This window comes from Halobaculum sp. MBLA0147 (assembly GCF_041361345.1).
Lineage (GTDB): Archaea > Halobacteriota > Halobacteria > Halobacteriales > Haloferacaceae > JAHENP01.
On the sequence record NZ_JBGKAD010000001.1, the window covers coordinates 682,631 to 704,301 of the forward strand.

At 70.0% G+C, this 21,671-nt stretch carries 28 protein-coding genes; 13 read left to right on the plus strand and 15 right to left on the minus strand.

Annotation, left to right across the window (positions count from 1 at the left end):
* Nucleotides 1-32 precede the first annotated feature (32 nt).
* On the minus strand, nucleotides 33-1,223 hold the full coding sequence (locus tag RYH80_RS03220) for an MFS transporter (protein WP_370902425.1): 1,191 nt from the start codon (nucleotides 1,221-1,223) through the stop codon (nucleotides 33-35).
* A 304-nt stretch (nucleotides 1,224-1,527) separates the two neighbouring features.
* Here RYH80_RS03220 and tbsP point away from each other — a divergent pair, with 304 nt between their 5' ends.
* Both tbsP and RYH80_RS03230 read left to right on the plus strand, forming a co-directional pair.
* Complete coding sequence (tbsP, locus tag RYH80_RS03225) at nucleotides 1,528-2,346, plus strand: transcriptional regulator TbsP (RefSeq protein WP_370902426.1); 819 nt, start codon at nucleotides 1,528-1,530, stop codon at nucleotides 2,344-2,346.
* A gap of 202 nt (nucleotides 2,347-2,548) precedes the next feature.
* Nucleotides 2,549-2,884, plus strand: coding sequence for an FUN14 domain-containing protein (locus RYH80_RS03230; protein WP_370904639.1), 336 nt, complete (start codon nucleotides 2,549-2,551; stop codon nucleotides 2,882-2,884).
* Nucleotides 2,885-3,027: 143 nt separating this feature from the next.
* Here the strand turns inward: RYH80_RS03230 and RYH80_RS03235 are convergent, their stop codons facing one another.
* From RYH80_RS03235 to RYH80_RS03245, 3 genes are all read right to left on the minus strand, one after another.
* Nucleotides 3,028-3,753, minus strand: coding sequence for a ribosome assembly factor SBDS (locus RYH80_RS03235; RefSeq protein ID WP_370902427.1), 726 nt, complete (start codon nucleotides 3,751-3,753; stop codon nucleotides 3,028-3,030).
* A gap of 89 nt (nucleotides 3,754-3,842) precedes the next feature.
* Nucleotides 3,843-4,439 carry a cyclic pyranopterin monophosphate synthase MoaC gene (moaC, locus tag RYH80_RS03240; RefSeq protein ID WP_370902428.1) on the minus strand — a complete coding sequence of 199 codons (597 nt, stop codon included), beginning with the start codon at nucleotides 4,437-4,439 and terminating at the stop codon, nucleotides 3,843-3,845.
* Nucleotides 4,436-6,031 (minus strand): NAD(P)H-hydrate dehydratase, encoded by a 1,596-nt coding sequence (locus RYH80_RS03245; RefSeq protein ID WP_370902429.1) that lies wholly within the window; start codon nucleotides 6,029-6,031, stop codon nucleotides 4,436-4,438. Before RYH80_RS03245 ends, moaC begins: the two co-directional genes overlap by 4 nt.
* Nucleotides 6,032-6,210: 179 nt before the next feature.
* Between RYH80_RS03245 and RYH80_RS03250 the strand changes: the two genes are divergently transcribed.
* A complete protein-coding gene (locus tag RYH80_RS03250) occupies nucleotides 6,211-7,425 on the plus strand; it encodes an MFS transporter (protein WP_370902430.1) in 1,215 nt (404 codons plus the stop codon).
* A gap of 32 nt (nucleotides 7,426-7,457) precedes the next feature.
* On the opposite strand, the gene RYH80_RS03255 is transcribed toward RYH80_RS03250, so the two are convergent.
* The 4 genes from RYH80_RS03255 to RYH80_RS03270 all read right to left on the minus strand — a co-directional run bounded on the left by RYH80_RS03255 (nucleotide 7,458) and on the right by RYH80_RS03270 (nucleotide 9,481).
* Complete coding sequence (locus RYH80_RS03255) at nucleotides 7,458-8,270, minus strand: nitrilase-related carbon-nitrogen hydrolase (RefSeq protein WP_370904640.1); 813 nt, start codon at nucleotides 8,268-8,270, stop codon at nucleotides 7,458-7,460.
* 2 nt (nucleotides 8,271-8,272) lie between these two features.
* Nucleotides 8,273-8,710: an SRPBCC family protein gene (locus tag RYH80_RS03260; RefSeq protein WP_370902431.1), complete on the minus strand. Its 438-nt coding sequence runs from the start codon at nucleotides 8,708-8,710 to the stop codon at nucleotides 8,273-8,275.
* A 208-nt stretch (nucleotides 8,711-8,918) separates the two neighbouring features.
* On the minus strand, nucleotides 8,919-9,143 hold the full coding sequence (locus RYH80_RS03265) for a DUF7123 family protein (RefSeq protein WP_370902432.1): 225 nt from the start codon (nucleotides 9,141-9,143) through the stop codon (nucleotides 8,919-8,921).
* A gap of 152 nt (nucleotides 9,144-9,295) precedes the next feature.
* A complete protein-coding gene (locus RYH80_RS03270) occupies nucleotides 9,296-9,481 on the minus strand; it encodes a DUF7525 family protein (protein WP_370902433.1) in 186 nt (61 codons plus the stop codon).
* 123 nt (nucleotides 9,482-9,604) lie between these two features.
* Between RYH80_RS03270 and RYH80_RS03275 the strand changes: the two genes are divergently transcribed.
* Both RYH80_RS03275 and RYH80_RS03280 read left to right on the plus strand, forming a co-directional pair.
* Nucleotides 9,605-9,916: a DUF5827 family protein gene (locus RYH80_RS03275; protein ID WP_370902434.1), complete on the plus strand. Its 312-nt coding sequence runs from the start codon at nucleotides 9,605-9,607 to the stop codon at nucleotides 9,914-9,916.
* Nucleotides 9,913-10,893 (plus strand): ATPase, encoded by a 981-nt coding sequence (locus RYH80_RS03280; protein ID WP_370902435.1) that lies wholly within the window; start codon nucleotides 9,913-9,915, stop codon nucleotides 10,891-10,893. Before RYH80_RS03275 ends, RYH80_RS03280 begins: the two co-directional genes overlap by 4 nt.
* Nucleotides 10,894-11,018: 125 nt before the next feature.
* Here the strand turns inward: RYH80_RS03280 and RYH80_RS03285 are convergent, their stop codons facing one another.
* A complete protein-coding gene (locus RYH80_RS03285; RefSeq protein ID WP_370902436.1) occupies nucleotides 11,019-11,642 on the minus strand; it encodes an MBL fold metallo-hydrolase in 624 nt (207 codons plus the stop codon).
* A 154-nt stretch (nucleotides 11,643-11,796) separates the two neighbouring features.
* Between RYH80_RS03285 and RYH80_RS03290 the strand changes: the two genes are divergently transcribed.
* Both RYH80_RS03290 and RYH80_RS03295 read left to right on the plus strand, forming a co-directional pair.
* Entirely contained in the window at nucleotides 11,797-12,249 is a 453-nt protein-coding gene (locus tag RYH80_RS03290) for a DUF7992 family protein (protein ID WP_370902437.1), read from the plus strand.
* A gap of 65 nt (nucleotides 12,250-12,314) precedes the next feature.
* Nucleotides 12,315-12,491 (plus strand): hypothetical protein, encoded by a 177-nt coding sequence (locus RYH80_RS03295; RefSeq protein ID WP_370902438.1) that lies wholly within the window; start codon nucleotides 12,315-12,317, stop codon nucleotides 12,489-12,491.
* Nucleotides 12,492-12,515: 24 nt separating this feature from the next.
* Here RYH80_RS03295 and RYH80_RS03300 read toward each other — a convergent pair whose 3' ends face one another.
* Nucleotides 12,516-13,034, minus strand: coding sequence for a DUF5813 family protein (locus RYH80_RS03300; protein ID WP_370902439.1), 519 nt, complete (start codon nucleotides 13,032-13,034; stop codon nucleotides 12,516-12,518).
* Nucleotides 13,035-13,180: 146 nt separating this feature from the next.
* On the opposite strand from RYH80_RS03300, the gene RYH80_RS03305 reads away from it, so the two are divergent.
* On the plus strand, nucleotides 13,181-14,617 hold the full coding sequence (locus RYH80_RS03305) for a carboxylate--amine ligase (protein ID WP_370902440.1): 1,437 nt from the start codon (nucleotides 13,181-13,183) through the stop codon (nucleotides 14,615-14,617).
* A gap of 43 nt (nucleotides 14,618-14,660) precedes the next feature.
* On the opposite strand, the gene RYH80_RS03310 is transcribed toward RYH80_RS03305, so the two are convergent.
* A complete protein-coding gene (locus RYH80_RS03310; protein WP_370902441.1) occupies nucleotides 14,661-15,563 on the minus strand; it encodes a Vms1/Ankzf1 family peptidyl-tRNA hydrolase in 903 nt (300 codons plus the stop codon).
* Nucleotides 15,564-15,734: 171 nt separating this feature from the next.
* Here RYH80_RS03310 and RYH80_RS03315 point away from each other — a divergent pair, with 171 nt between their 5' ends.
* Together RYH80_RS03315 and RYH80_RS03320 are read left to right on the plus strand one after the other, a co-directional pair.
* Nucleotides 15,735-15,908, plus strand: a complete 174-nt coding sequence (locus tag RYH80_RS03315) for a protein translocase SEC61 complex subunit gamma (protein ID WP_370902442.1) — start codon at nucleotides 15,735-15,737, stop codon at nucleotides 15,906-15,908.
* The gene (locus tag RYH80_RS03320; RefSeq protein ID WP_370902443.1) at nucleotides 15,909-16,364 is read left to right on the plus strand and encodes a transcription elongation factor Spt5; all 456 of its coding nucleotides are present in this window, start codon (nucleotides 15,909-15,911) and stop codon (nucleotides 16,362-16,364) included.
* Nucleotides 16,365-16,812: 448 nt separating this feature from the next.
* Here RYH80_RS03320 and RYH80_RS03325 read toward each other — a convergent pair whose 3' ends face one another.
* Together RYH80_RS03325 and cdd are read right to left on the minus strand one after the other, a co-directional pair.
* Nucleotides 16,813-18,069, minus strand: coding sequence for an MFS transporter (locus RYH80_RS03325; RefSeq protein ID WP_370902444.1), 1,257 nt, complete (start codon nucleotides 18,067-18,069; stop codon nucleotides 16,813-16,815).
* A gap of 24 nt (nucleotides 18,070-18,093) precedes the next feature.
* Nucleotides 18,094-18,504, minus strand: coding sequence for a cytidine deaminase (gene cdd / locus RYH80_RS03330; RefSeq protein WP_370902445.1), 411 nt, complete (start codon nucleotides 18,502-18,504; stop codon nucleotides 18,094-18,096).
* Between the two features lie 129 nt (nucleotides 18,505-18,633).
* On the opposite strand from cdd, the gene RYH80_RS03335 reads away from it, so the two are divergent.
* Together RYH80_RS03335 and RYH80_RS03340 are read left to right on the plus strand one after the other, a co-directional pair.
* A complete protein-coding gene (locus RYH80_RS03335) occupies nucleotides 18,634-18,954 on the plus strand; it encodes a DUF7520 family protein (protein ID WP_370902446.1) in 321 nt (106 codons plus the stop codon).
* A 113-nt stretch (nucleotides 18,955-19,067) separates the two neighbouring features.
* A complete protein-coding gene (locus RYH80_RS03340; protein ID WP_370902447.1) occupies nucleotides 19,068-19,328 on the plus strand; it encodes a DUF8142 family protein in 261 nt (86 codons plus the stop codon).
* Between the two features lie 195 nt (nucleotides 19,329-19,523).
* On the opposite strand, the gene RYH80_RS03345 is transcribed toward RYH80_RS03340, so the two are convergent.
* The gene (locus RYH80_RS03345) at nucleotides 19,524-20,057 is read right to left on the minus strand and encodes a TrmB family transcriptional regulator (RefSeq protein WP_370902448.1); all 534 of its coding nucleotides are present in this window, start codon (nucleotides 20,055-20,057) and stop codon (nucleotides 19,524-19,526) included.
* Between the two features lie 235 nt (nucleotides 20,058-20,292).
* Between RYH80_RS03345 and RYH80_RS03350 the strand changes: the two genes are divergently transcribed.
* Nucleotides 20,293-20,901, plus strand: a complete 609-nt coding sequence (locus tag RYH80_RS03350; RefSeq protein WP_370902449.1) for an undecaprenyl diphosphate synthase family protein — start codon at nucleotides 20,293-20,295, stop codon at nucleotides 20,899-20,901.
* A gap of 60 nt (nucleotides 20,902-20,961) precedes the next feature.
* Here the strand turns inward: RYH80_RS03350 and RYH80_RS03355 are convergent, their stop codons facing one another.
* Nucleotides 20,962-21,624, minus strand: coding sequence for a ferritin family protein (locus RYH80_RS03355; RefSeq protein WP_370902450.1), 663 nt, complete (start codon nucleotides 21,622-21,624; stop codon nucleotides 20,962-20,964).
* Between the last annotated feature and the right edge of the window lie 47 nt (nucleotides 21,625-21,671).

Here is a 21,671-nt window from a genome sequence, read left to right on the forward strand (position 1 = left end):
CGGTGGACCGGAGTGGTCTGACGGCCGACCCCTCACAGTTCCAGCGAGAACAGTTCGTTCGCGAGCAGCGTCGCCAGACACGCCAGCAGGATCGCGACGACGACACCGTACGCGGGCACCCAGCCGGCGCGTTGCGCGAGCGTCCCCACGACGACACTCCCCGGGGCAGCCGAGAACATGTAGACGGTCCGCACCAGGCCGAACCCGTACCCGCGTTCCTCGTCGGAGAGTTGGTCCATGAACCGCGCCTGGACCGGTCCCGGCCAGGAGATGCCGACACCCAACACAGTCGCGCCGAGCGCGAGACCGACCGTCCCGGGGACGAACAGGAGGAGGAGGAATCCCGTCGCAGTCAGCGCGACGCTGCTCCCGATGGCGAGGTCCCGCGACACCCTGTCGGAGAGTCGCCCCGCGAGTGGTTGGGCCACCGACGAGAGACCGAACACCGCACCGAACACGAGCCCGGCGGTCGCCGGGGAGTCGATCCCCGGTCGGTACTGGACGAGGAACGTCGGGAACAGCGAGGAGAACGCCTGGAAGGTGAAGCTGACGGCGATCGCGACGAGTGTCGTGTACGCGACGCTGGGTCGCGAGAGGAGCCCGACGACGCGACTCGGGTCGATCGCGGCGGCGAGTCGACGCTGTGGGTTCGCGGGCGTCGTCGTCGGGAGGTACACTGCCGTCGCGAGCAGCGTCGGAATCGCGACCGCGGCCCCCGCAGCGACCGCCACACGCCACCCGTAGGTGTCGCCCAGGAAGCCCCCGACGGCGGGGTACGCGACACCCGCCAGCGCGCCGCCGGCGGTCAACGCCCCCAAGGCGCCGCCGCTGTTCTCGAACGTCCGCGAGAGCAGCGAGGAGGCAGGCGAGAAGAACAACCCCGCACCGGCGCCCAAGACGACCGCGAACAGTCCGTACGCGACCAGCGACGGCGACAGTGCGATCAGCGTCGTCCCGACTGCGGTGCCGGCCAACCCCGTGAGCAGCAGTCGCCGCTCGCCGAGCCGGTCGGCCAACACCCCGCTCGGGAACTGGAACAACGCGTACGTCGCCCACATCAGCGTCAGCGCGAGTCCGACCGTCGACTCGCTGGCGTCGAACTGGAGGATCACCAGCGGAACGACCGGACTCAGGAGGAACCGGGCCCCGAGTTGTGCGAAGTTCCCGGCGGCGACGAGACTCAACACCGTGCGACGCGACTCCCCGTCTCCCGTAGAGGACACGACTTTCGCGTGTCCCCGGAGACGCCTCAACCGTCGCCCCCGGGCAACACTGACCGGGACCCGACGCCACACACGGCGGGGACGGGCCACGACGGCAGCCGGACGTTCGCACACTGCACACGCCGACACCCGGTTCCGCGACCGAACGACCGACTGACCGGCCGGTCGTCCCGTGGAGAAACACGACACACTCTCAGAAAAATATTCAGTAGTGTTTGACGGCATTAAGATTCTATTCCGAAGCTCATCGGGCGAATAGTCGACAGTATTAAATTCTCACACCCCCTCAGACCAATTTGGAAAGATGGTATCGAATTTACGCGGTGACGACAGACAGGGAGCGATCGAGGCGATACTGGGGGCGATCGACGGGGACGTGGTCCTCGTCGACCCGTCGCCGGAGACGTTCCGGGCACTCGTCGACTACGGGACGGCGTCGGTCGACGCCCTCCCGGAGATCAGCGTCCTCGCCGACGAGGACGTGTTGAAGGACGTGCGGGACGACTTCCTCGTCGCCTCCGACGCGGCGGACCTGGTCGAGGCGGAGAAGATGGAACTGCGCGTGCTCGACGGTGTCGCGGAGAACACCGTCTTCGTCGGTGCAGACGACCTGTACGCGTTGGTGCCTGCCTCCGAGAGCGTGGCCGCGCTGGCGGCGACCGACGAGGAGTTCGTCGCGGACGCCCACGAGACGTTCACGGAACGGTTCGAGGCTGCCGAGGCGTTCGACCTCCGGACGCCGGGGATCACCCGTGTCCGCGAGACGATGGACGAGGACATCGGGCCGGACGCCCGTGCCGACTTCGACGCCGTCTTGGCGTCGCTGGAGACGGCCCGCGGCAACGGCGAGGGGCTCGACGAGGTGACCATCTCGCTGTTGGTCGCGGCCAAGAACGAGGCGTTGTTGTACGACATCTCGAAGTGGGGCGAGGACATCGGCATCGCCTCGAAGGCGACGTTCTCCCGCACGAAGACGGAGTTGGAGGACATGGGGATCATCGACACCGAGAAGGTGCCGATCGACGTGGGTCGGCCACGGCTGCGGCTCAAGTTCGGCGACACCCCGCTGGCGGACGCGTCGAGTGACGAACTCGCCGCCGTCGCGGACCGCGTCCTGAACTGAGCCGATCGGAGTCGGCGCGTCCTCCGAGTCGACGGAGCTCGGCTCGGTGCGACGCAACGCAGTGTGGTGCGGTTCTCGCGTGACACGACCCCACCACCGGCGGGTGTCGTGGTCTCGCGGCGACCGACCGAACTCGGACACGGCGTGGTGCGTACCCACAAACAACTTAAGAAGGGGACGCACAGAGGCGTGTATGGTCGACGTGACACTACTCCAGTTCGCACTCGATCCACAACAACTCGGACTCGAGTTGGGAACTGGGGCGGCGGTCGGAGGTATCACCGGCTTCGCGGCGAAGAAGATCGCCAAACTGATCGCCGTCTTGGTCGGGTTGGAACTGGCGCTGTTCAAGTTCCTCGAGTCACAGGGGTTCATCACCGTCAACTGGGAGAAGTTCGGGGGCACGCTCTCCGGGATCCTCGGCAAGAGCGGCGAGGCCGGCGAGGTCGGGGCGCCGATCCTGAACACGATTCTCTCGACGCTGTCCATCTCGGCCGGCTTCACCGGTGGCTTCATGCTCGGCTTCCGGAAGGGATAGTCGACCGTCCGGTGACCGTTCGCGGTCCGATTCTCTCGACTTCTCCGTTCCGAAGCCGTCGTGCCGTCGATCCGAACCGAGTCGTGTGACGCGACCACCGACACCCGAGTCTGACGCCGTCTACCGCGCCGATGTCGTGTCCCCTACCGCGTGCTGATGTCGTCTTCGTCTCTGACGACGCGCGTCTCGGCCTCGCCGCTTGACACCTCGTTGACGAGGTCGTAGAAGTCGTTCTGCAGGCCCGCGGGGAACCGGACGACGCCGACCCACGAGCCGTCGGACTGCCACTCCTCGCGTTCCAGTTCGCCGAACTCGCGCACCTTCGCCTGGCCGCTCCCGGCGTACTCCGGCGGGAGTTGACACGCCATCGTCACCTCGTCGAACCGGATCGGGATGATCGGTCGCAACACGTCCAGCGCCTCGTCGACCTGGTTCTCGACCGGCTCCATCGGGTCGACGGTGAACCCGCCCTCCTCCAACGCCCGCTCGATCCGCTCCGGTGGGTGGGGCGCGTCGTCCATCTGCGGGTTCACCGCGTTGCGCGTGATCTTGTTCACCAACTGCTTGTGTTTCTGTTCCTGCATCTCGCGACGCTGTTCGGCCGTGATCTGGATCTCCCCGTCCTTGACCACCTCCGGGATGATCTCCAGCGGCTCCGTCGTGCCGAACACGTCTTCGAGGTCCGACTCCGCCGGCCGGTCGCCGCGCGAGGCGTTCTCGAAGACGTCCTCGGCGGCGATCACGTCCTCCAACTCCCCGTCGAACTCACCGCGTTTGATCGCGAGCGCCGCGTCCGGGTCGAGCAGTACCTCGAACCGCGCTCCGTGTGACTCCAGTCGGGCCGTCACGGCGTCGTCGAGTGAGATCATGTCCCGGGGTACTTCGCCCTCGATTATAAACTGTCGTACGACGTGACCGGGAGACGACGCGACTGGAGTCACGCCCACCCGTGTTCCGGTCACTCCGGCGGTCGCTTCTCCTTCGTGACGACGCGCACGTCACCCAGTTCGAGTGTGGGGTACCCACCCTCCTCGTCCTTCTCGGCGGCTTTCACCATGTCCACGACGGTGTTCAGGCCGGTCGTGACACCCTGGAGTGCCTCCATCTCGCAGCCGGTCTTCCCGGTCGTCTCGACCGCGACGGTGAGGACGATCCGCTCCTCGTGGAGATCGAACTCCGTGTCGACGTTCGTGATCGGGATCTGGTGACACAGCGGGATCGTCTCCCAGGTGTGTTTCACCGCCTGGACGGCACCGATCCGCGCGGTCGCGAGCACGTCGCCCTTCGCCACGTCGCTGGCACGCACCGCCGCGACGGTCGACGGCTGGAGGCGGAGTTCCCCACGCGCCACGGCCCGTCGCGCGGTGTCCGGCTTCGCCCCCACGTCGACCATCTGTGCCTCCCCGGAGTCGTCCGTGTGGGTCAACTGCTCGGGTGCGTCGCCGGTTCCCTCGTCGTGCTCACCGGCCCGGGCGTGCTCACCGGCCTGGGCGTCCGCGGTGCTCTCGCCGTGTGCACCACCGTCGGTGTCCGCCTCGTCGCGACCGTCGGTCATCGGCCCCCCTCCGATCCGTCGGAGCGGCCACCGGTTCCACCGCTGCCCGTCTCGTCGTCCCGGAGCGCGCTCGGCAACACCGGCAGCAGGTCGGTCGCGACGAGTCCGTCGCCGTACGTCTCGGCGGCGGTGTCGCCGGCGCGTCCGGTCGCCCACGCCGCCAGACTCGCACCGCGGGCCGGATCCACCACCGCCGTGAGCGCGCCCGCGACACCGGCGAGTACGTCGCCGGTTCCACCGACGGTCATACTCGGGTTTCCGGTCCGTGAGATGCGCGTCGTCTCGCCGTCGGAGATCACGTCTTCCGGTCCCGTCACCACCAGCGTCGCGTCGGCGTCGAGACCGGCGGCGAACGACTCGACGGCCGCCGCTCGGGTCTCCCAGTCGCCGCTCGGGTCACCACCCATCGCCGCGAACTCGCCGCGGTGCGGCGTACACACCAGCGTCGCGTCCGTCGTCACCTCGGGGACGAGTCGCGTCGCCTCCGCGTCGACGACCGCCGTCCCGTCGTAGCGGTCGAGGAACGTCTCGACGGCGGTCAGTGTCTCGGGTGCGTCGCCCAGGCCCGGACCGAGAACGACCGTGTCCTGCTCCTCGGCGAGATCGAGCACCGTCTCGACGGTCTCGGAGCCGATTCGGTCGCCGTCGTACGGCCGGACGATCAGCGACTCGTCGAACCCCTGTACCTCGCGGGCGATCGACGCGGGCACTGCCACGCGAACGAGGTCGGCACCCGCGCGCAGCGCCGCTCGTGCAGCCAGCGTCGGGGCGCCGGTGTAGGGACCACCGCCGACGACGAGTACCTCCCCGTGGTCACCCTTGTGGCTGTCCCGCCGCCGCCCGAGTGGACGCAGGTCGCCGGGACCGACGAACCGCTCTGCGGCCTCCGGGATGCCGATGTCCGCGACGGTGACGGCGAACTCGTCAGCGGCGGCACGCTCGCGCAGTCCCGGCTTCGTGTCGTGGAACGTGACGACCGCGTCCGGCTCCACGGCGACGCCCGCCGACTCGCCGGTGTCTGCGTCCACGCCCGAGGGAACGTCGACGGAGAGCACCGTCGCGCCGCGCTCGCCCGCTCGGTTCACCGCGCGCGCCGCCGTCGCCGCCGGCTCGCGGAGCGCGCCCGTCACGCCCGTGCCCAGCAGCGCGTCGACGACCACGTCCGCGTCCGCGAGCGGGCCGTCCGACTCGGCTGCGTCGGCGGAGCCACTCGTGTCCCCGTCACGCTCCGTGTCCGTCCCCACGCTCGAATCGCCGGGTCGGAACGCACTCCCGTCGCGTACCTGTCGGGTCTGGATCTCTGCTGTCTGGAGTGCGGCCCAGTTGTCGCGGGCGATCTCCGTCGAGATGGTCTCCGGGCGGCCGAGCAGGACGACCCGCACGTCGAACTCGTCGAGGAACCGCGCCGCGACGAACGCGTCGCCACCGTTGTTCCCGCGACCACACAGTAGCGTCACGCTCGCCCCCGGCTCCGCGTGCTCGCGGACGACGCGGGCGACGGCGTTCCCGCTGGACTCCATCAGTTTCGCGCGTGGGACACCCAGCGCCGCCGCGTTGCGGTCCACCTCCGCCATCCTGTCTGCGGTGATCATCGCCTCTCCGTTCGACGGCGGCGACGAAAGGCCCTCCGGCGGCGAGCGACCGCGGACCGACCGCCGGTCGACTCCGTGGGTCCCTCGACACCACGCGACGTATCGTGTGGGAGCGTACCACTCGGCACGGCGCGCCGGGTTCGCAACGCTTGAACCCCGCGGTCGTCCACCTCTCGACAGTGACACGTCGCGTCTTCACGACTCTCTGTGGGTTGGTGTTCCTGGTCAACTTCGGCCGAGTGGCGTTCGCGCCGCTGGTGCCGGAGTTCCAGTCGTCGCTGTCGCTGTCTGCGGCGGCCGTCGGCTCCGTCACCACCCTCGTGTGGCTCGGCACCGCACTCCCGCGCATCCCGATCGGCTACCTCCTCACGCGGGTGCGACGCGAGCGGGTCGTCTTGGGGACGGGAATCTCGCTGACACTCGCGGCGGCGTTCACCGCCACCGCGAACTCGCTGTTGGGGCTCCGACTCGGCTCGCTGGCGGTCGGGCTGTCGACCGGAGGCTACTTCGTCGCCGCCATCCCGCTGATCGGGGCGCTGTACCCCAGCGAGACCGGGCGGATGGTCGGGATCCACGGCACGGCGAGTCAGGTCGCGCCGGTCGTCGCCCCCACCGTGGCGCTGTTCGCGGTCGCACAGCTCGGCGACTGGCGACTCGTGTTCTGGACGCTGGCCGCCGGGGCGGCACTGGTGACGCTCGCGCTGTGGTGGGTGTTCCGGAGTCGCGAGGAGCCGGCCAGCGCCGCACCCGAACGCGACTTCCGCGTCGCCTTGAGTCGCTGGCGAGTCGTGTTGGCCGGGCTCGGTGTCGTCGTCGTCGCCGGCTTCGCCTGGCAAGGTACCTTCAACTTCTACGTCAGCTACCTCCTCGACAAGGGGCTCTCGGAGTCGACCGCGAACGGCCTGTTGACGCTCACCTTCGCCTCCGGCATCCCGGCGTTCTGGCTCGGCGGCCGCCTCGCCGACCGGCTCCCGAACGTCCCGTACCTGATCGGGATCAACGCGACCGTCGCCCTCGGGCTCGTCGCGTTGACGTACGTGGAGTCTGCGGCCGCCGTCGCCGCGGTGTCGGTGCTGTTGGGGTTGGCGGCACACTCGCTGTTCCCCGCGACGGACACGTACATGTTGTCGGCGTTGCCCCCGACGGGGCGTGCCAGCGCCTACGCCGTGTTCAGTGGACTGGCGCTGCTGTTGGAGTCTGGTGGGAGCGGCGTCGTCGGCGTCGGCCGCAGCTACGGGTTCGGCTTCGACCCGATCTACCGCGGGCTGGCGGCCGGCATCGGACTCGTCACCCTGACGCTCGTCGGGCTGTACGCCGCCGGTCGCGTCCCGGTGCCCGGCGGGTGGCGGTCGGCAGAGGGTGAGCAAGGGCCGGACGCACCGCCGGCGGAGTGAGACCGCGAGTCGGTGCCGAACGAGACGGTCACTCAGTATGGCCGGCGGTCCCCGAGCGCGCCGAACTCCTCGCGGACGGTCTCCACCCGCTCGGGGTCGACCTCGGCGGTCACGACGCCCGTCTCGGTCCCCGCACCGACGACGGTCGTTCCCCACGGGTCGTACACCGTCGAGCGGCCGACGAGGCGTTCGTCGCCGACGGCGCCGACCCCGTTGGCCGCCGCGACGTACCAGAGGTTCTCGACGGCACGCGCCTCCGGCAGCGTTCGCCAGTGTTCCACTCGCGGGTACGGCCACGCGCTCGGGACCGCGACGAGCGTCGCACCGCGGTCCGCGAGCGCACGGAACTGTTCCGGGAACCGCAGGTCGTAGCAGGTCGTCACGGCCAGTTCGAACCCGCACAGCGTCGTTGTCGGCAGTCGTTCGCCGGGTTCCAACAGGCGCGTCTCGGCGGAGTCGTAACCGAACAGGTGGTGTTTCCGGTACACGAGCCGCCGCTCCCCGTCGGCGTCGAAGACGACGGCGGTGTTCGCCAGTCCCTCGTCTGCGGGCGTCTCCTCCCCGGTCGCCGCCGAGGCGGCCAGATCCTCCACGACGGTGCCCGCGACCACGGCGATGGCCTCGTCGGCCGCCGTCTCACGGATAGCCGCGAGTCGGTCGCCGTCGAGTCCCTCGGCGGCGCGCTCGTAGCTGTCGAAGGCGAAGTACCCCACGTCCCACAACTCCGGGAGCACCACCAGGTCCGCGCCGCGGTCGGCGGCGGTCGCGACCGCCTCGCGAGCCCGCTCGGTGTTGCGGTCGAGGGCGCCCGCGGTCGGGGTCAGCTGTGCGAGAGCGAGGCGCACGGTCACTCGCGGATCTCGATCCCCTCGTCGGCACGCACGGCCGCCTCGAGGTTGTCCATCTCGGCGTCGAGGTTGCGCTCGAAGAACGACTCGACGCCGGGGAGGCGTCCGTCGACGACGAACTCGTTGGTCAACCGCGTCCGGCCGTCGTCGAGTTCCGTGACGGTGTGTTCGCCGGTGACGTTGAACGCACGCGACTTGCCGACGAACTTGACGTACCGCGGCGGCTCCTTCTCGACCTCCTCCGTCTCGACGTCCATCGTCGAGGAGAGCATCGGGATCGGGAGCCCGACGTGCCACACGGCCGTGTCTGGCCCGGTCACCTCGAACCCCTCGACCACGCTGATCGCGCCGGCACGCTTCTCGGGGTCGGAGATGAACCCCCACACGTCCGCCGGCGTGGCGTCGAACACGAACTCCCGGGTTGCCCGGACGGTCATGGCGACTCGTAAGGGCCCCCAGCGAAAAAGTCGGCCGGTTCCGATCGGTCCACGGTCTCGGTGGCGGTGTCGGCCTCCGACCGTCGGGAGTGGAGTGCGAGCGCGGCCGCTGTCGAGTGTGGACTGGCGAGTGTGAGCCGTCGGGTGTGGTCGCCGGGTACCGGTCGTCGAGACGGGTACGGCAGGTGAGACGAGTGAGACGGACGAGTCAGGGGAGTTCGACGCGCCAGGTGGTCGAGCGGGCGCGGCCCCACTTCTCGATGTCTACCTCGTCGGCCTTCTCGGCGAGTCGTGGGAGTCTCGTGCCGACCTGCTTCGCGGAGAGTCCGATCGCGTTGGCGATGTTCTTCGCGCGGAAGTACTGTTCGCCACGCGCGACGCTGTCACGCAGGTAGGCGACGATCCGTTTCTCCTCGTCCGTGTACTCCGTCATCGCTGGTACCCGTGCTAAGTGGTGTAGCGTCTTGAACCTTTGTTCGTCCACGACCGCGCAGTCCCCGTGATCTGCGCCGTGTGGCCACCGTCTCGCTCAGCGCCGGCTACTGTGGCGGAGCGGTGGGCGACGTGGCCAGTCGTCGGACGGCGTCACCCCTCGAACAACTGCACCGCGACCACGGACAGGGCGGCGGCGACCATCGCGGCCGCGAACCCCCACGCCTTGAGCGACTGCGAGCCGCCGAACAGCATCAGTCCACCACCCACGACCGCGAACGCGCCGAGTGCGAGTCCGAGGCCGATCCCCTTGTCGCTGGACACCGTCTCAGTTGCCATGTTCCCCGCTCGGCTCCCGACCGTCTTTACTCCGGCGACTCGGGGGACGGTGCTCGTGACTGCGACACACGCTTCCGCGCTGGTTCCACGGTGTATTTTACCTGGCGAGACGGACTGGGAGGTGTGCCACGACCGAAGTCCGAGTTCGAGGGGATCTACCCCTGCGACTTCTACACGCCGGCGGAGTTGCTGGAGCCAGGCCAGATGTACACGGTGTACGAGATCGCGCGGTTGCTCCAGGACCTAGAGCCGGACGCCGAGATCGACGAGGGGACCGAACAGGTGTTGCTCGACTGGGCGATCCCGTGGGTGATGCAACACGGCGACGAACTCGTCGTCGCGGAGCCGCCGACGGACGCCGATCCGGGGTACTACGGACTCCGCGAGTCCGACGACGCGGCCGCGAGCGGGTCGGACACCGACGGCGACGCGTGAGACTGCTCGTCGCCGGTGCCGACCGCGTCGACGCCGGGAAGACCACCTTCGCCACGGGGTTGCTCGCGACGCTCCCACCCGAGACGCTCGGCGTGAAACCGCGTGCCGGCAACGACCTGTGGTTCGACCACGACGACGCACGCCGGGCGCTGTCCGCCGGACGGCTGTACGGGAAAGACGCCGCGCGACTCGTCGCTGCGACGGGTGGCGACGAGCGACCGGAGGCGGTCAACCCGATCCACAGACTCTGGCAGCCGACGCCCGACCGAACCGGGATGTTGGGCGAACGCGGACGGACGTTCCTCGCCGACCGCGTGACGACGCCGACGGGACCGGAGTACGTCGTCAACGCGACCGTCGACCTCCCCGAGCGCGTCCGGGAGGCACTGCCGGTGGCGGACGCCGAGCGTGTCGCGTCGGTGGCCGAGTTCAACGACGCGATGCGGCGCCACCACCTCCCTGCGCTGGCACGCCTCGCCGAGCGCGTCCGTGAGTCCGATCCGGTGGTCGTCGAGTCGTACGCCGACGTGGCCGACCCGCTTCGTGGGGTCGACGGGCGTGGAGACGGCGGGGAGAGCGGCGACGACGGAGGCGATGACGGCGCGGGGACGGGCGGCGACGGGACCGGCGGCAACGGCGGTGGGGGCGACGGCCCGGACCGCACCGCCACGCCACCGCGACGCGTCGCCTACGACGCGGTCGCCGTCGTCGAGCCACGTCGGTGTCGGGTGTTCGACGGCCGTCGCTGGCAGTTGGCGTGTGACGCCGTCGGGAACGGCGGTGGCAGACTCGAGGAGCGAGTGGGGAGTGTCGCCGGACACGTGGACCCGCTCGGGACCGTCCCGCTGCGACCACTGACCGGCGAGGAACGCGACGACCCCGCCGCCGTCGCGGACGCCTACGCCGACGCCTACGACGCACTCGTCGAGGCCGCACGGGGCGGAGCCAGGCCCGACGCGTCCGCTCCGAGCGAGTGACCTGCGCGACTGGACGACCGAGTGACCTGCGCGACTGGACGACCGAGTGACTTGCGCGACTGGACGACCGAGTGACGCGGAGGGCGACGACCGACGCAACGTCGCCGCTCGCTCTCGCTACCGCCTCACCGCATCCGCGCGGCGCGGGCGGACAACTCCAGACTCTCCGCGGGGCCGTCGACGATACTCCGTCCGTGCCCGGTGTGGATGGCGGTCACGTCGTCGCCGACCCACTCGCGGAGCCGGTCGACACTGTCGACGAGCAGGTCGCGGTCCCCCTCCGCGAGGTCCGTCCGACCGAACGCACCGTTCGCGAACACCAGGTCGCCGGCGAACAACACGCCCGAGTCGCGGTCGAACAGACAGAGGTGGTCGTCTTTGTGCCCCGGTGTGTGGAGTGCCTCGAACGTCCCGGTGCCGAGTCGTGTGGTGCCGCCGTCCGGGATTTCCCGGTCGACGGCGTCGTGACTCGTGTCGTACCCCCACGTCGCCACGTCGAACGCCTCCCGGAGCGCGGGCAGCGTCCCGACGTGGTCCGGGTGTGTGTGGGTGAGGACGACCGCGTCGAGGTCGTCGACGTGCTCGCGGACCGCAGCGGGCGCGTCGAAGTTCGCGCCGGTATCGACCAGGACACGACGGCCGGCGTCGCCATCGTCGTCGGTCGCCGGTGTCCGCACGCCGGGGGGCCCGGCGACCAGGAAGGCGTTGCTCGTCATGCCAGTCGCCTCGCTCGCGATGTTGGTGATCACACGCGTGCTCGGAGCCGGTCGGCTTTCGGGTTGTCGTTCCGGCACACTCGCGGGTGGCGGAGTCGTCTCCGAGTCGCGCGCGGACCGCAGCCTCCCGCGGCCCGGTGCGGAGCCGAGCGGTAGTCACAAGACCGACGCGCGGGTAGGTGGCCGTATGTCACTGGACGTCGCCGTCCCGGAGCCGCCGTCGTTGAACACGGTCGACCCGAGCGAGTACGAGGACGCGGAGGTCGGGGGCGACGAGTACCACCGCGAGGAACTGGAGACGTTCCTCCGGGAGGGCGCCTGGGAGACGGCGTTCAGCGAGTGGGCCGCCGAGAGTCGCCTCGACGAGTCGGAGTGGCGCGTCGTGGAGGACCTGGAGCTGGTCTCGCGGTTCGACTTCTTCTGGGACGACTTCGCCGACCGGGTCGGCTACCACGCGCCGGGGCTCCCGGAAGACTGGCGCGAACGCGACCTCCACCCGGAGTTGAACTCGTGGGAGACCGTCTCGGGGATCAACGCCGGCCTCACCGAACTCGGCCAGCGCGTGTGCGAGGTGCTGAAAGACGAGTACGTCGACTGGGAGGCGGAGTTCGACGCCCCCGACGACCTGCCGGACTTCTGAGCACCGCCGAGGTTGGAGGGTGGCCCGACCGTGAGTTTCATTCCCCTCCGGGCGTACTGGAGAGTGTGACCGAGCCCGTCGTCTACGCTGGGAGCCTCCACGATGCGGACTGTCCGATGCTGGACGGTGCCGGCGGCAGACAGGTTCCCGTCGACGAGTTCGAGGAGTGGGACCGGCCCGGCACCCCCGGGAACCGGAACCGGTACCGCGACGACTGTCAGTGGTGTTCCGTCGATCGGTGACGACGGCTGGGCGTCGGGTCGTCTCTACAGCCCCTCGCTCCCGCCAGCCGCACGTGCAGACTGGATCAGCCCGGCGACGGGGTCGGTGTAGTCGTACCCCGGGATCACACCCTGGACGTACGTCCCCTCGACGTAGTCGACGACCGCGACGGCGTCGTTCGTCCCGCGCCGGTGGTCGAGATCCGACAGCGTCGCCGTCGTCACCAACCCCGCGTCCGTCTCCTCGACAGTCGGCGTCAGGTCGTGGTCCCCCTCCGTCACCGCGCCGATGGACTCCACGCGCCGCCGGAACGTGTCCGCCCACCCGTCCTCGACGACGTCGGCCAACTCCCCCTCGACGACGTCCGAGAGCCACGGCACCGTGACGGTGACGCGGAACCGGATCGCGCCCGCCTCGCCCGGGACTGCCGCGACGCTCGCGTCGAACGGCGTGCTCGTCACCGCCGCCGCGCCGTCTTCGGGATCACTCAACGAGTCGTGACTCCGGAACGCGCGCCGGGCGCGGTCCGGGAGCGTCTCCGCCGTCGCCGTCTCCTCGCTCATACTCACCGGGAGGTGCGCGAGGCGATTAAACCGCGCGGCTCGCGGTGGTGTGCGCGCCGCCGCCAGGGCGTCCGGATCACTCGCTGACCGCCGGCCACACGGACCGGTTCGCCGGAGGCTTTACCGAGGCGGCGTCAACCGGGCGTATGGCAGACCGATTCCGTGGGACGGACGAGCTCGTCGCCACGCTGGCGGACGCGACGTTCGAGCAGCCACCGGCAGTCGTCGCCAACGCACACGTCACCGGCGTGAGCGTCGCGCGGGCGCTGTCGGCGCTGGACGTGCCGGTGATCGCGGTCGACCGGAACGGGGACGGCGTCGCCCCGTCGTCGACGGCGGTCGACTACGCGGGGGAGGTGCGCTACCCACTCGACGATCCAGACGGCTTCGAGACGGACCTCGCGCGGGTCGTCGACGCCGTCGGCACGGACGTGGTCGCGTTCGGCTGTATGGACGAGTGGGTGCGCGCGTTCGCCGCCGCCGACGTGGAGGGGCTGCGGCTCCCCTTCGACCCGGACGCCGCCGACCGAGTGCTCGACAAGGCGACACTGTATCGTCTCGCCGACGAACACGGCGTGCCGTACCCGGAGACGCGCGACCTGACCGAGACGGACGCGGACGCGGCGATCGAGGCGGTCGGCGGGTTCCCGCTGGTGATCAAGCCCGCCCGGAAGCGGAAGTTCGAGGAGGCGTTCGGGACGAACGTCGTCGAGGCGAGCGACCGCGCGGAGTTCGACGAGACCGTCGCGGCCGCCCGCGACGCCGACGCGCGGGTGCTCGTCCAAGAGAAGGTCCCCGTCGAGACGGGGCGCGACACCTCGCTGGCGTCGTACGTCCCGCCGAGCGACGGCGCCTCGTACGCCGGTGTCGGGCGACGAGGTGACGACGACCCGCTGACACGACACGACGCGCTGGGCGTCGTCGGCAACGCCGCGGTGCGGTTCCCACAGGGGTTCGGCACCTCCTGTCTCGTCGAGACCGTCGACCGACCCGCCATCGCCGAGCGGGCGCTGACGATCCTCGACGAGACGGGCTACCACGGGATCAGCGAGGCGGAGTTCGTCTACGACGCCGACCGCGAGACGTACGTCCTGCTGGACGTGAACACCCGTCCGTGGAAGTGGGTCTCCGCCCCCGTCGAAGCCGGAGCGAACCTCCCGGCGGCGGCGTACTGTGACGCCGTCCCGGAGAGTGGTGCGACACTGTCGGACACTGACGGCGACGGGCGGGCGGTCGCCGCGGACGGCGACACGAACCCGCCGAGTGGCGACGACACGAACCCGCCGAGTGGCGACGACACGAACCCGCCGAGTGGCGACGACACGAACCCGTCGAGTGGCGACGGGACACTCGTCGTCGACGACGCGCGGTGGGTGTTCCTCCCAGACTACCTGGAGTTGTGTGCGACGACGCCCGGGTTCCGCGACGTGCTCTCGCGCGCGGAGTGGACCGCCTTGCTGTCGGGCGCGTTCGAGACCGAGCGGGGACTGACGACCGGCGTCTACCGACCGTCCGACCCCGAGCCCGCGGTGACGGCGCTCGAACGGGCGTTCGGCGTCGGCGAGTACTACTGCGCCTGCTGAGTCGCGTCGCGGTTCGGTGGTCGCCACACGCGGGGACGTGTGATCACAACAGCGTCAACTGCGTGCTCCAGAAGTCGCGGAACGCGCGGTCGAGTGCGTCCTCGTCGTCGCCGGTCGCGTCGGCGCTGGCGGTGTGGTCCGCGTGGCCCGCGAGCTCGTCGACGATCCCGTCCTCGCCGACGAGGATCACGCGGTCGAGACCGTGTTCGGTGACGAGGTCAGAGAGGCGCTCGTCGGCGCGCTCGACGTGGGCGTCGATCTCCTCCTCGCGGCGGCGTTCGAACCGGGCCTGTGAGAACCCGCCTTTGTCGTGTTCACTCGTCACGTCGGAGGCGAAGCGGTCGAACGCGACCCGCTCGTCGGCCGCGTACACGCCCGCGACGAAGCTGTCGGAGCGGATCAGCGCGAACAGGAACCGGCCCGTCGGCTCGAACCACGAGCGGTCGACGCGGAACGACGAGCCCCACTCGTGGAACGGCTCGGGGTGGATCGGCGGGTCGAGTGCGACGCTCACGAGGCCGGCGTCGTCGCGGTAGCAGATCGCCGGCGCGACCCGGCGGACGAGTGGCGCCCGGTCGCCGAAGGCGTCGGCGACGGCCGCCGGCGGATCGGCGCCGACCGCCGCGGAGAGTGCACCCTCGCGGCCTGTTCCGACGCTCTCCAGTCGGTCGAGCACCTCCGAGAGCCGCTCTCGGCGGAGCGTCTCGCGACCACGGACTTCGACCGCCGCGTCCGTCCCCTCGTCGGAGCGGTCCAGGCGGTCCTCCAGTTCCGCGATCCTGTCTTCGAGGCGGTTGACGCGCTCCTCGGCGTCCTGCCGTTTGCGGACGGCCTCGCGGCGGCGGTCGGACTCGGCCTCCAGTTGGGCGGCCAGCGAGTCGCGTTCCTCGGTCAGCTCGTCGATCTCGGCCTGCAGGCTCGCGCGCCCGAGGAGTCGGTCCAACATGGGCGTGGCTGGCGTCGGGGTGGTGTTAACGGCTCCGCTCTCGTCGAGTAGCTGTCGCAGTGTCGCGGGTGCCTCGTAGTGCCGCGGGCGTGTCGTGGTGTCGTGGCCGGCTCGCAGTCGGCTCGCAGTTCCAACAGATATACGAGTGGCGCCGGTGTAGCGCCGGACAACATGGACGTGAAGTACGAGTTGAGCGACTACGTGCGGGTCCTCAAGCTGGCCAGCCGCCCGGAGTGGGAGGAGTTCTCCCAGGTGGCGAAGATCGCCGGCGCGGGTGTGTTCCTCGTGGGCCTGCTCGGGTTCCTCATCTTCGTGATCATGACAGTCACGCTCGGGGGGATCTGAGTGCCGATCTACTCGGTGAAGACCACCGCCAGCCAGGAGCGGACGGTGGCGGACATGGTTGCGACGAAGGACGAACCGTCGATCCACGCCGCGTTGGCGCCGGACCAACTCACCAGCTACGTGATGGTGGAGGCGGACGACGACGCCGCCATCCGTCGCGTGCTGGAGGAGATCCCCCACGCCCGTGGGCTCGTCGAGGGGCCAGACGGCGAGGCGGGTCGCTCGTCGATGTCGGAAGTCGAGCACTTCCTCTCGCCGACTCCGGACGTGGAGGGGATCGCGGAGGGCGACATCGTGGAGCTGATCGCCGGGCCGTTCAAGGGCGAGAAGGCGCAGGTCCAGCGGATCGACGAGGGCAAAGACCAGGTGACGGTGGAGCTGTACGAGGCGACGGTGCCGATCCCGGTGACGGTCCGTGGGGACCAGATCCGCGTGTTGGACAGCGACGAGCGGTGAATTCGTGGTCGACCGGAGGGAGACCACGGTAGGCGAACGGGGAGCGAAGCGACCCGTGAGCCGTCCGAAGGGAAGCGCTCGCTACAGTCGAGCGGCGAGTGTAACGAGCCGCGAGACAGTGACGAGCGGTGAGAGCGAGGCCGACCGGAGGGAGGCTTCGGAAGGCGAACGGGGAGCGAAGCGACCCGTGAGCCGTCCGGAGGGAAGCGCTCGCTACAGTCGAGCGGTGACCTCGTGGTCGACCGGAGGGAGACCACGGTAGACGAGCGGCGAACGAAGTGAGCCGCGAGTGCGAGGCTGAGCGGAGCGAGGCCTCGATGAGCCGAGCGGTGTGACCGCGAGGGTCGTGTGGTCGACCAGAGAGAACACGATCGACGAGCGGCGAACGGGGAGCGGAGCGACCCGTGAGCCGACGCAGGAAGCGCTCGCGACCGGCGAGGGACCCCGGTCAGTTCTCTCCCGAGCGCTCCTCGCCCGTCGAGTCGTCACTCTCGGCTCCGTCGACGGCACCCGCGTCCGCCGCTCCGTCCGCCCCGTAGGCGTCGGGATCGGTCGCGAACGGGTCGGCGACCAACCGGACGCCGACGGTGACGAGCAGCGCGAGAGAGCCGAGGCCGGCCAGCGTCGCGACCGGCCCCACCCACTCCGCGGCGACGCCGCCGACCGCGCGAGCACCGGCGTACACGAGTCCACTCCCGAGACTCGCGACACTGAGGACCGTCGCGCGGCCGTCGCTCGGAAGCCGGTCGTTGAGGAACTGACTTCGAAGAGGGTAGACGATCCGGTTTCCGGCGCGGATCGCGACGTACGCCGGGAGGACGAGTGCAGGGACGACGACTGCCGTGGCCATCGGCAGAGAGAAACAGCCGGCGGCGACGAGAATTCCACCACTCGTACCGAGCCACTGTCGGAGGTCGTCGACCACGTACGAGACAGCCGCACCCCAGAGCATCAGCCCCGCGTACAGCGGCCCGAACAACTCCGTTGACACACCTGCGTCGCGGGCGAGTGGCTGGAGAAACACGGTCGCGACCTCTCGGAAAGACAACAACAGCGTCGTCACGACGAGCCCCGTCCCGAGTGGGTGTGTCGGGAAGCGCTCGCGGGCGACCGCCCAGGCGTCGGCGAAGGCGAACTCGTCGTCACCCGCCGCGTCCACCGACGGGAGGCCGACCAGCCACACGGCACCGAGCCCGGTCGTGACCGCCGCCGCGAGGAACGGCCACTCGCGGTTCGCGTCGTACAGCACGCCGCCGGGCAACGCCATCGCCGCGCTGCTGGCGAAGAACGCGGTGCCGCTGCGCGACTGGACGCGGGTGAACGCGTCCGCGGCGTCGCGTTCGGCCAAGGCGTCGTAGAGCCACGCGCCGCCGCTGCCGGACCGGAACGTCACCGCCACACCCCACAGCCAGAAGACCGCGACGAACGCCGGGAGACTGCTCGCGACGGTGAACAGCACCATCGTCGTGGAGACGAGCGCGGCGCTGACGATCAGACTGTTCCGGCGGCCCAGTCGGTCCCCGAGGTAGCCCGTGGGCACCTCGCCGAGGACGATCCCGAGGAAGAACGCCGCGTTCGCGAGGCCGAGTCCACGCAAGCCGAGCCCGCGTGCCTGGAGGTAGAGGTTCACGACGGGGTAGACGAACCCCTCCGGCACCAACGCCCGGTAGACGTAGTACCGCTCCGCGAGTCCCAGCCACCCCATCGGTCGGTGTCGGTCGCGACGAGGTCACTCGCGACTCTCGGTGAGCGTGTCTTCGGAGATGGCGGCGGGGAGCAACTCGCCGAGCGAGTACTCGACGACCGCCTCGCCCTCGACGCAGTAGATCGGCAGCGACTCCGAACAGAACTCCGCGAGGGTCTGCCGGCACATCCCGCAGGGCGTGACCCCGTCGCGGGCGCCGGAGACGACGGCGAGCCGGGCGAACTCCGTGTGGCCCTCTTTGACCGCCTCCGCGATGGCGACCTCCTCGGCGTGCAGCGAGTTGGAGTAGTTCGCGTTCTCGATGTTGCAGCCGACGAACACCTCGCCGTCGGCGGTCTCCAGTGCGGCTCCGACCCGGTACTCGGAGTACGGGACGTGTGCCGACGACAGCGTGTCCTCCGCGGCGGCGACCAGCTCCGAGACGGTCTCTGTCATACCTCCGCGTTCGGCGACTCCAGACAAAAGGACACCGAGAACGACTCGTGGGCGGCCGTCCTCGCCGCGGGCCGGTCGCGCCCGGCGCGACTCCGACAGTGAGAAGCCCGGCGAGAGCGAAGTCGTCGTGTGACCGACGACACGGGGACCGAGAGCGGACGGCGGAGCGACGCGGGGCGTGACTCGCCGGGTGCCGTGGAACCGGGCGACGACGGCCGGCCGTACCTGATCGGCGCGGCGGTGACGGTCGTCGCCTTCGCGGGCGTCGCGGGGTACACGCTCGGGTCGAACAGTCCAGCCGAGACGGCGACGCTCGCGAGTGTGCTCACCCTCCCGGTCTCCGGGCTCTCGCTGGCGGCGTACGGTGTCGGTCTCGCCGGGTTGGTCGTCGGCCTGCTGTTCGGACTCGTCTCGCTCGCCTCGCGGCTCGACGACGCCGACCCCGGCTGAGTCGGGGTGTCGGACGGCGCGACGGGGTGACAGTGACCGCGATCGGGTGGTGACGGGCGCGATCACGTCCGGCGAGCGGACGGCTTTTGCCCGCGCGGCCACCAGTACCGGACATGGCAGACGGAGTTCACGAGGACGGGACGACCGAGGATCGCCCGGATCTCGATCCGGACCTCGGCGGCGGCGACCGCAACCGGCGGCGAGCGGTCGTCTACGTCGCGCCGTTCCTCGCGCTCGGGATCGCCGACGTGCTCCTGTTGCTGTGGTGGGGGATCGACCCGTTGTGGGGGTTCATGATCCTCCCGCCGATTCTCTTCTGTTCGGTGCTGGCGTACCTCGCCTTCTCGACGGACTTCCTCGACGACCGGACGTGACGGAGTCGGCGGCAGTGTGCCGTTCCGGAGCCAGAGAAGACAGGGCGTCGAGACGCAGACGCAGATCCGTGAGAGAGTGTCGTGTTGCTCACTCCGACGCGACGGCATCCGATCACTCCGACGCGACGGCAGCTCACTCACGCCGACACGGCGGTGTCGCGGTCGCCGACCGGTTCGGGAGTACCGGCGGCGGACTCAGTGGCGTGGCTCTTCGGCAGGTGCGCGCATCCCGTCGATCTTCAACACGAGGGTGTTCGCGGACTCCTCTTTCCCGTCGACGGTGCCCTCGATCACCAGCTTCGACAGCGGCGTCGGACCGACGGTGACGCTGTCGCCGTCGCCCACGTCGCGGATCGACCCCTGGACGGTCACCTCCGCGCGACACAGTTCCGGGTGGTGGACGGACGTGAGGTCGATCTCCTGGACGTTCCACTCCGCGCGCGCCTCGCCGTCGACGGCGATGGGCGTCGACGCCGGCTCGTCCATCCGCTGGACGTCCAACGCCTCGAACGCGCGTGCGGTCGGTCGGTACCCACCCTTCGGCCCGGGGACACCCTCGACCAACTGGAGCGCCTTCAGACTCTGCATCTGGTTGCGGATCGTGCCGGCGTTGCGTCCCACCTCGTCGGCGATCGTCTCGCCTTTCACCGCGTCCTCCAGTTCCCGGTGGAGGTCGACGAGCGCCGACAGGATGTCGCGCTGACTCGACGTGAGCTCGATAGACGACATTGAGGTGTCGGTACTCGTGGCGAGCGGATAAATCCACGGAGTCGACCGGTCGGAGCGGGCAGCGAGTCCGGTCGGGTGTCTCGTCTCGGGTCGGGTACCTGGCCCCGCGTCGAGTGACCCGCCCCGCGTCGAGTGACCCCCCTCGCGTCGAGTGACCGGGCACAGACGAACTCGCCACCTCGTCGTCGCGGCGGCTCCCGGGCCACTTTTGAGCCAGACCGCCGGAGGGGCGAACGTGGGGCTGTACGACACCTACCTCGCCGTCCGGTACCGGCTCCGAGACGATCCGCCGCCGGAGCACGTCGCCCTGGTGCTCACGGAGCGGGACCTGCTGGAACAGGACGCCTACGACACGCTCTCGAACGTGTTGGGGTGGGCGTTCGACTACGGGGCCGACCGCGTGACCGTCTCCGTCTCGGTGCTCGACGAGGCCGTCGTCGACACACTCGCACGAGAGTTGGCGAACGTCGACGCACCGCGTCCGGTGGCGGTCCGTGCCCCGGGGGACACGGAGCGTGCCGACGCGCCGGTCCAGGTGAACATCGGCCTCGGTGGCCGCCGCGAGTTCGCGGCGGCCGTCAGGGAGATCGCGGACGCCGTCGACGCCGACGAGTTGCGTCCGGAGGAGATCACGGCCGAAGACGTCGAGGAGCGACTCGTCTTCCCCGAGGAGCCGGACCTGCTGATCAAGACCGGCGCCGAACGGCTCTCCGACTTCCTCATCTGGCAGTCGGTGTACTCGGAGCTGTACTTCACGGACGTGAACTGGCGGGACTTCCGTCGCCGCGACTACCTCCGCGCACTGCTGGAGTTCCAACAGCGCAAACGGCGGTTCGGGCGGTGAGTGGGCCCAGACGGAGCCACCCGTCCACCACGGTGACGGGGCTGGCTCCCGATCCGACGCTCAACAGACCGGCTTCACGTCGACACCCAACCCCGTCAGGGCGTCGGCGTAGTCGTCGTACGCCACCTGCACGACGTACTCGGCGACCATCTGCGCTCGCTCCCAGTCGTCCGCGTCGGTACACAGGTCGTCGAGAAGCTCCAGCCCGCGGTCGAGTTCCGCCTCCGTCTCCGTCTTCAACTCGCGGAAGAGGTCGGCGCGGGTCTCGTCGGCCTCGTTGACGAAGAAGGAGACGACCTGCGTGTGCGTCCGGGTGCTCACGAGCGGGCGTCCGACGAGGCCGGCGGCGACACGCTCGACGGTGTCCGTCCGCTCGCGGAGGTACGTGTGGAGTGTGCCGCCGTCGTTCGGATCGTACACCGACTCACCGGTCGCGTCCTCGCCGACGGCGTCCGCGAGCGTCGCCAGCACGCGCTCGCGGTGATCCAGTTCCCGGTCCCCGGTCCACTCGAACGCGGCGGCGGCGTCCGCGTCCGACTCCGTCTCGGCCCACTCCCGGAACGTCTCGCTCGCGGCGTGTTCGCTGTCGGCGGCCGCACGGAGGACCGCCTCCGTCTCCAGCGTCGCGTCCGTCAGCGCGATCAGGAGCTTGTTCGACCCGAGTCGGTCCAGTTCCGTCCGTTTCGCCGCCTCCAGATCCGCGCGGAACGTCTCGGCGTCCATACCGGACGGAGGCTCCGCCGGGCGATAACGTTTCCCCGTCCCCGCAC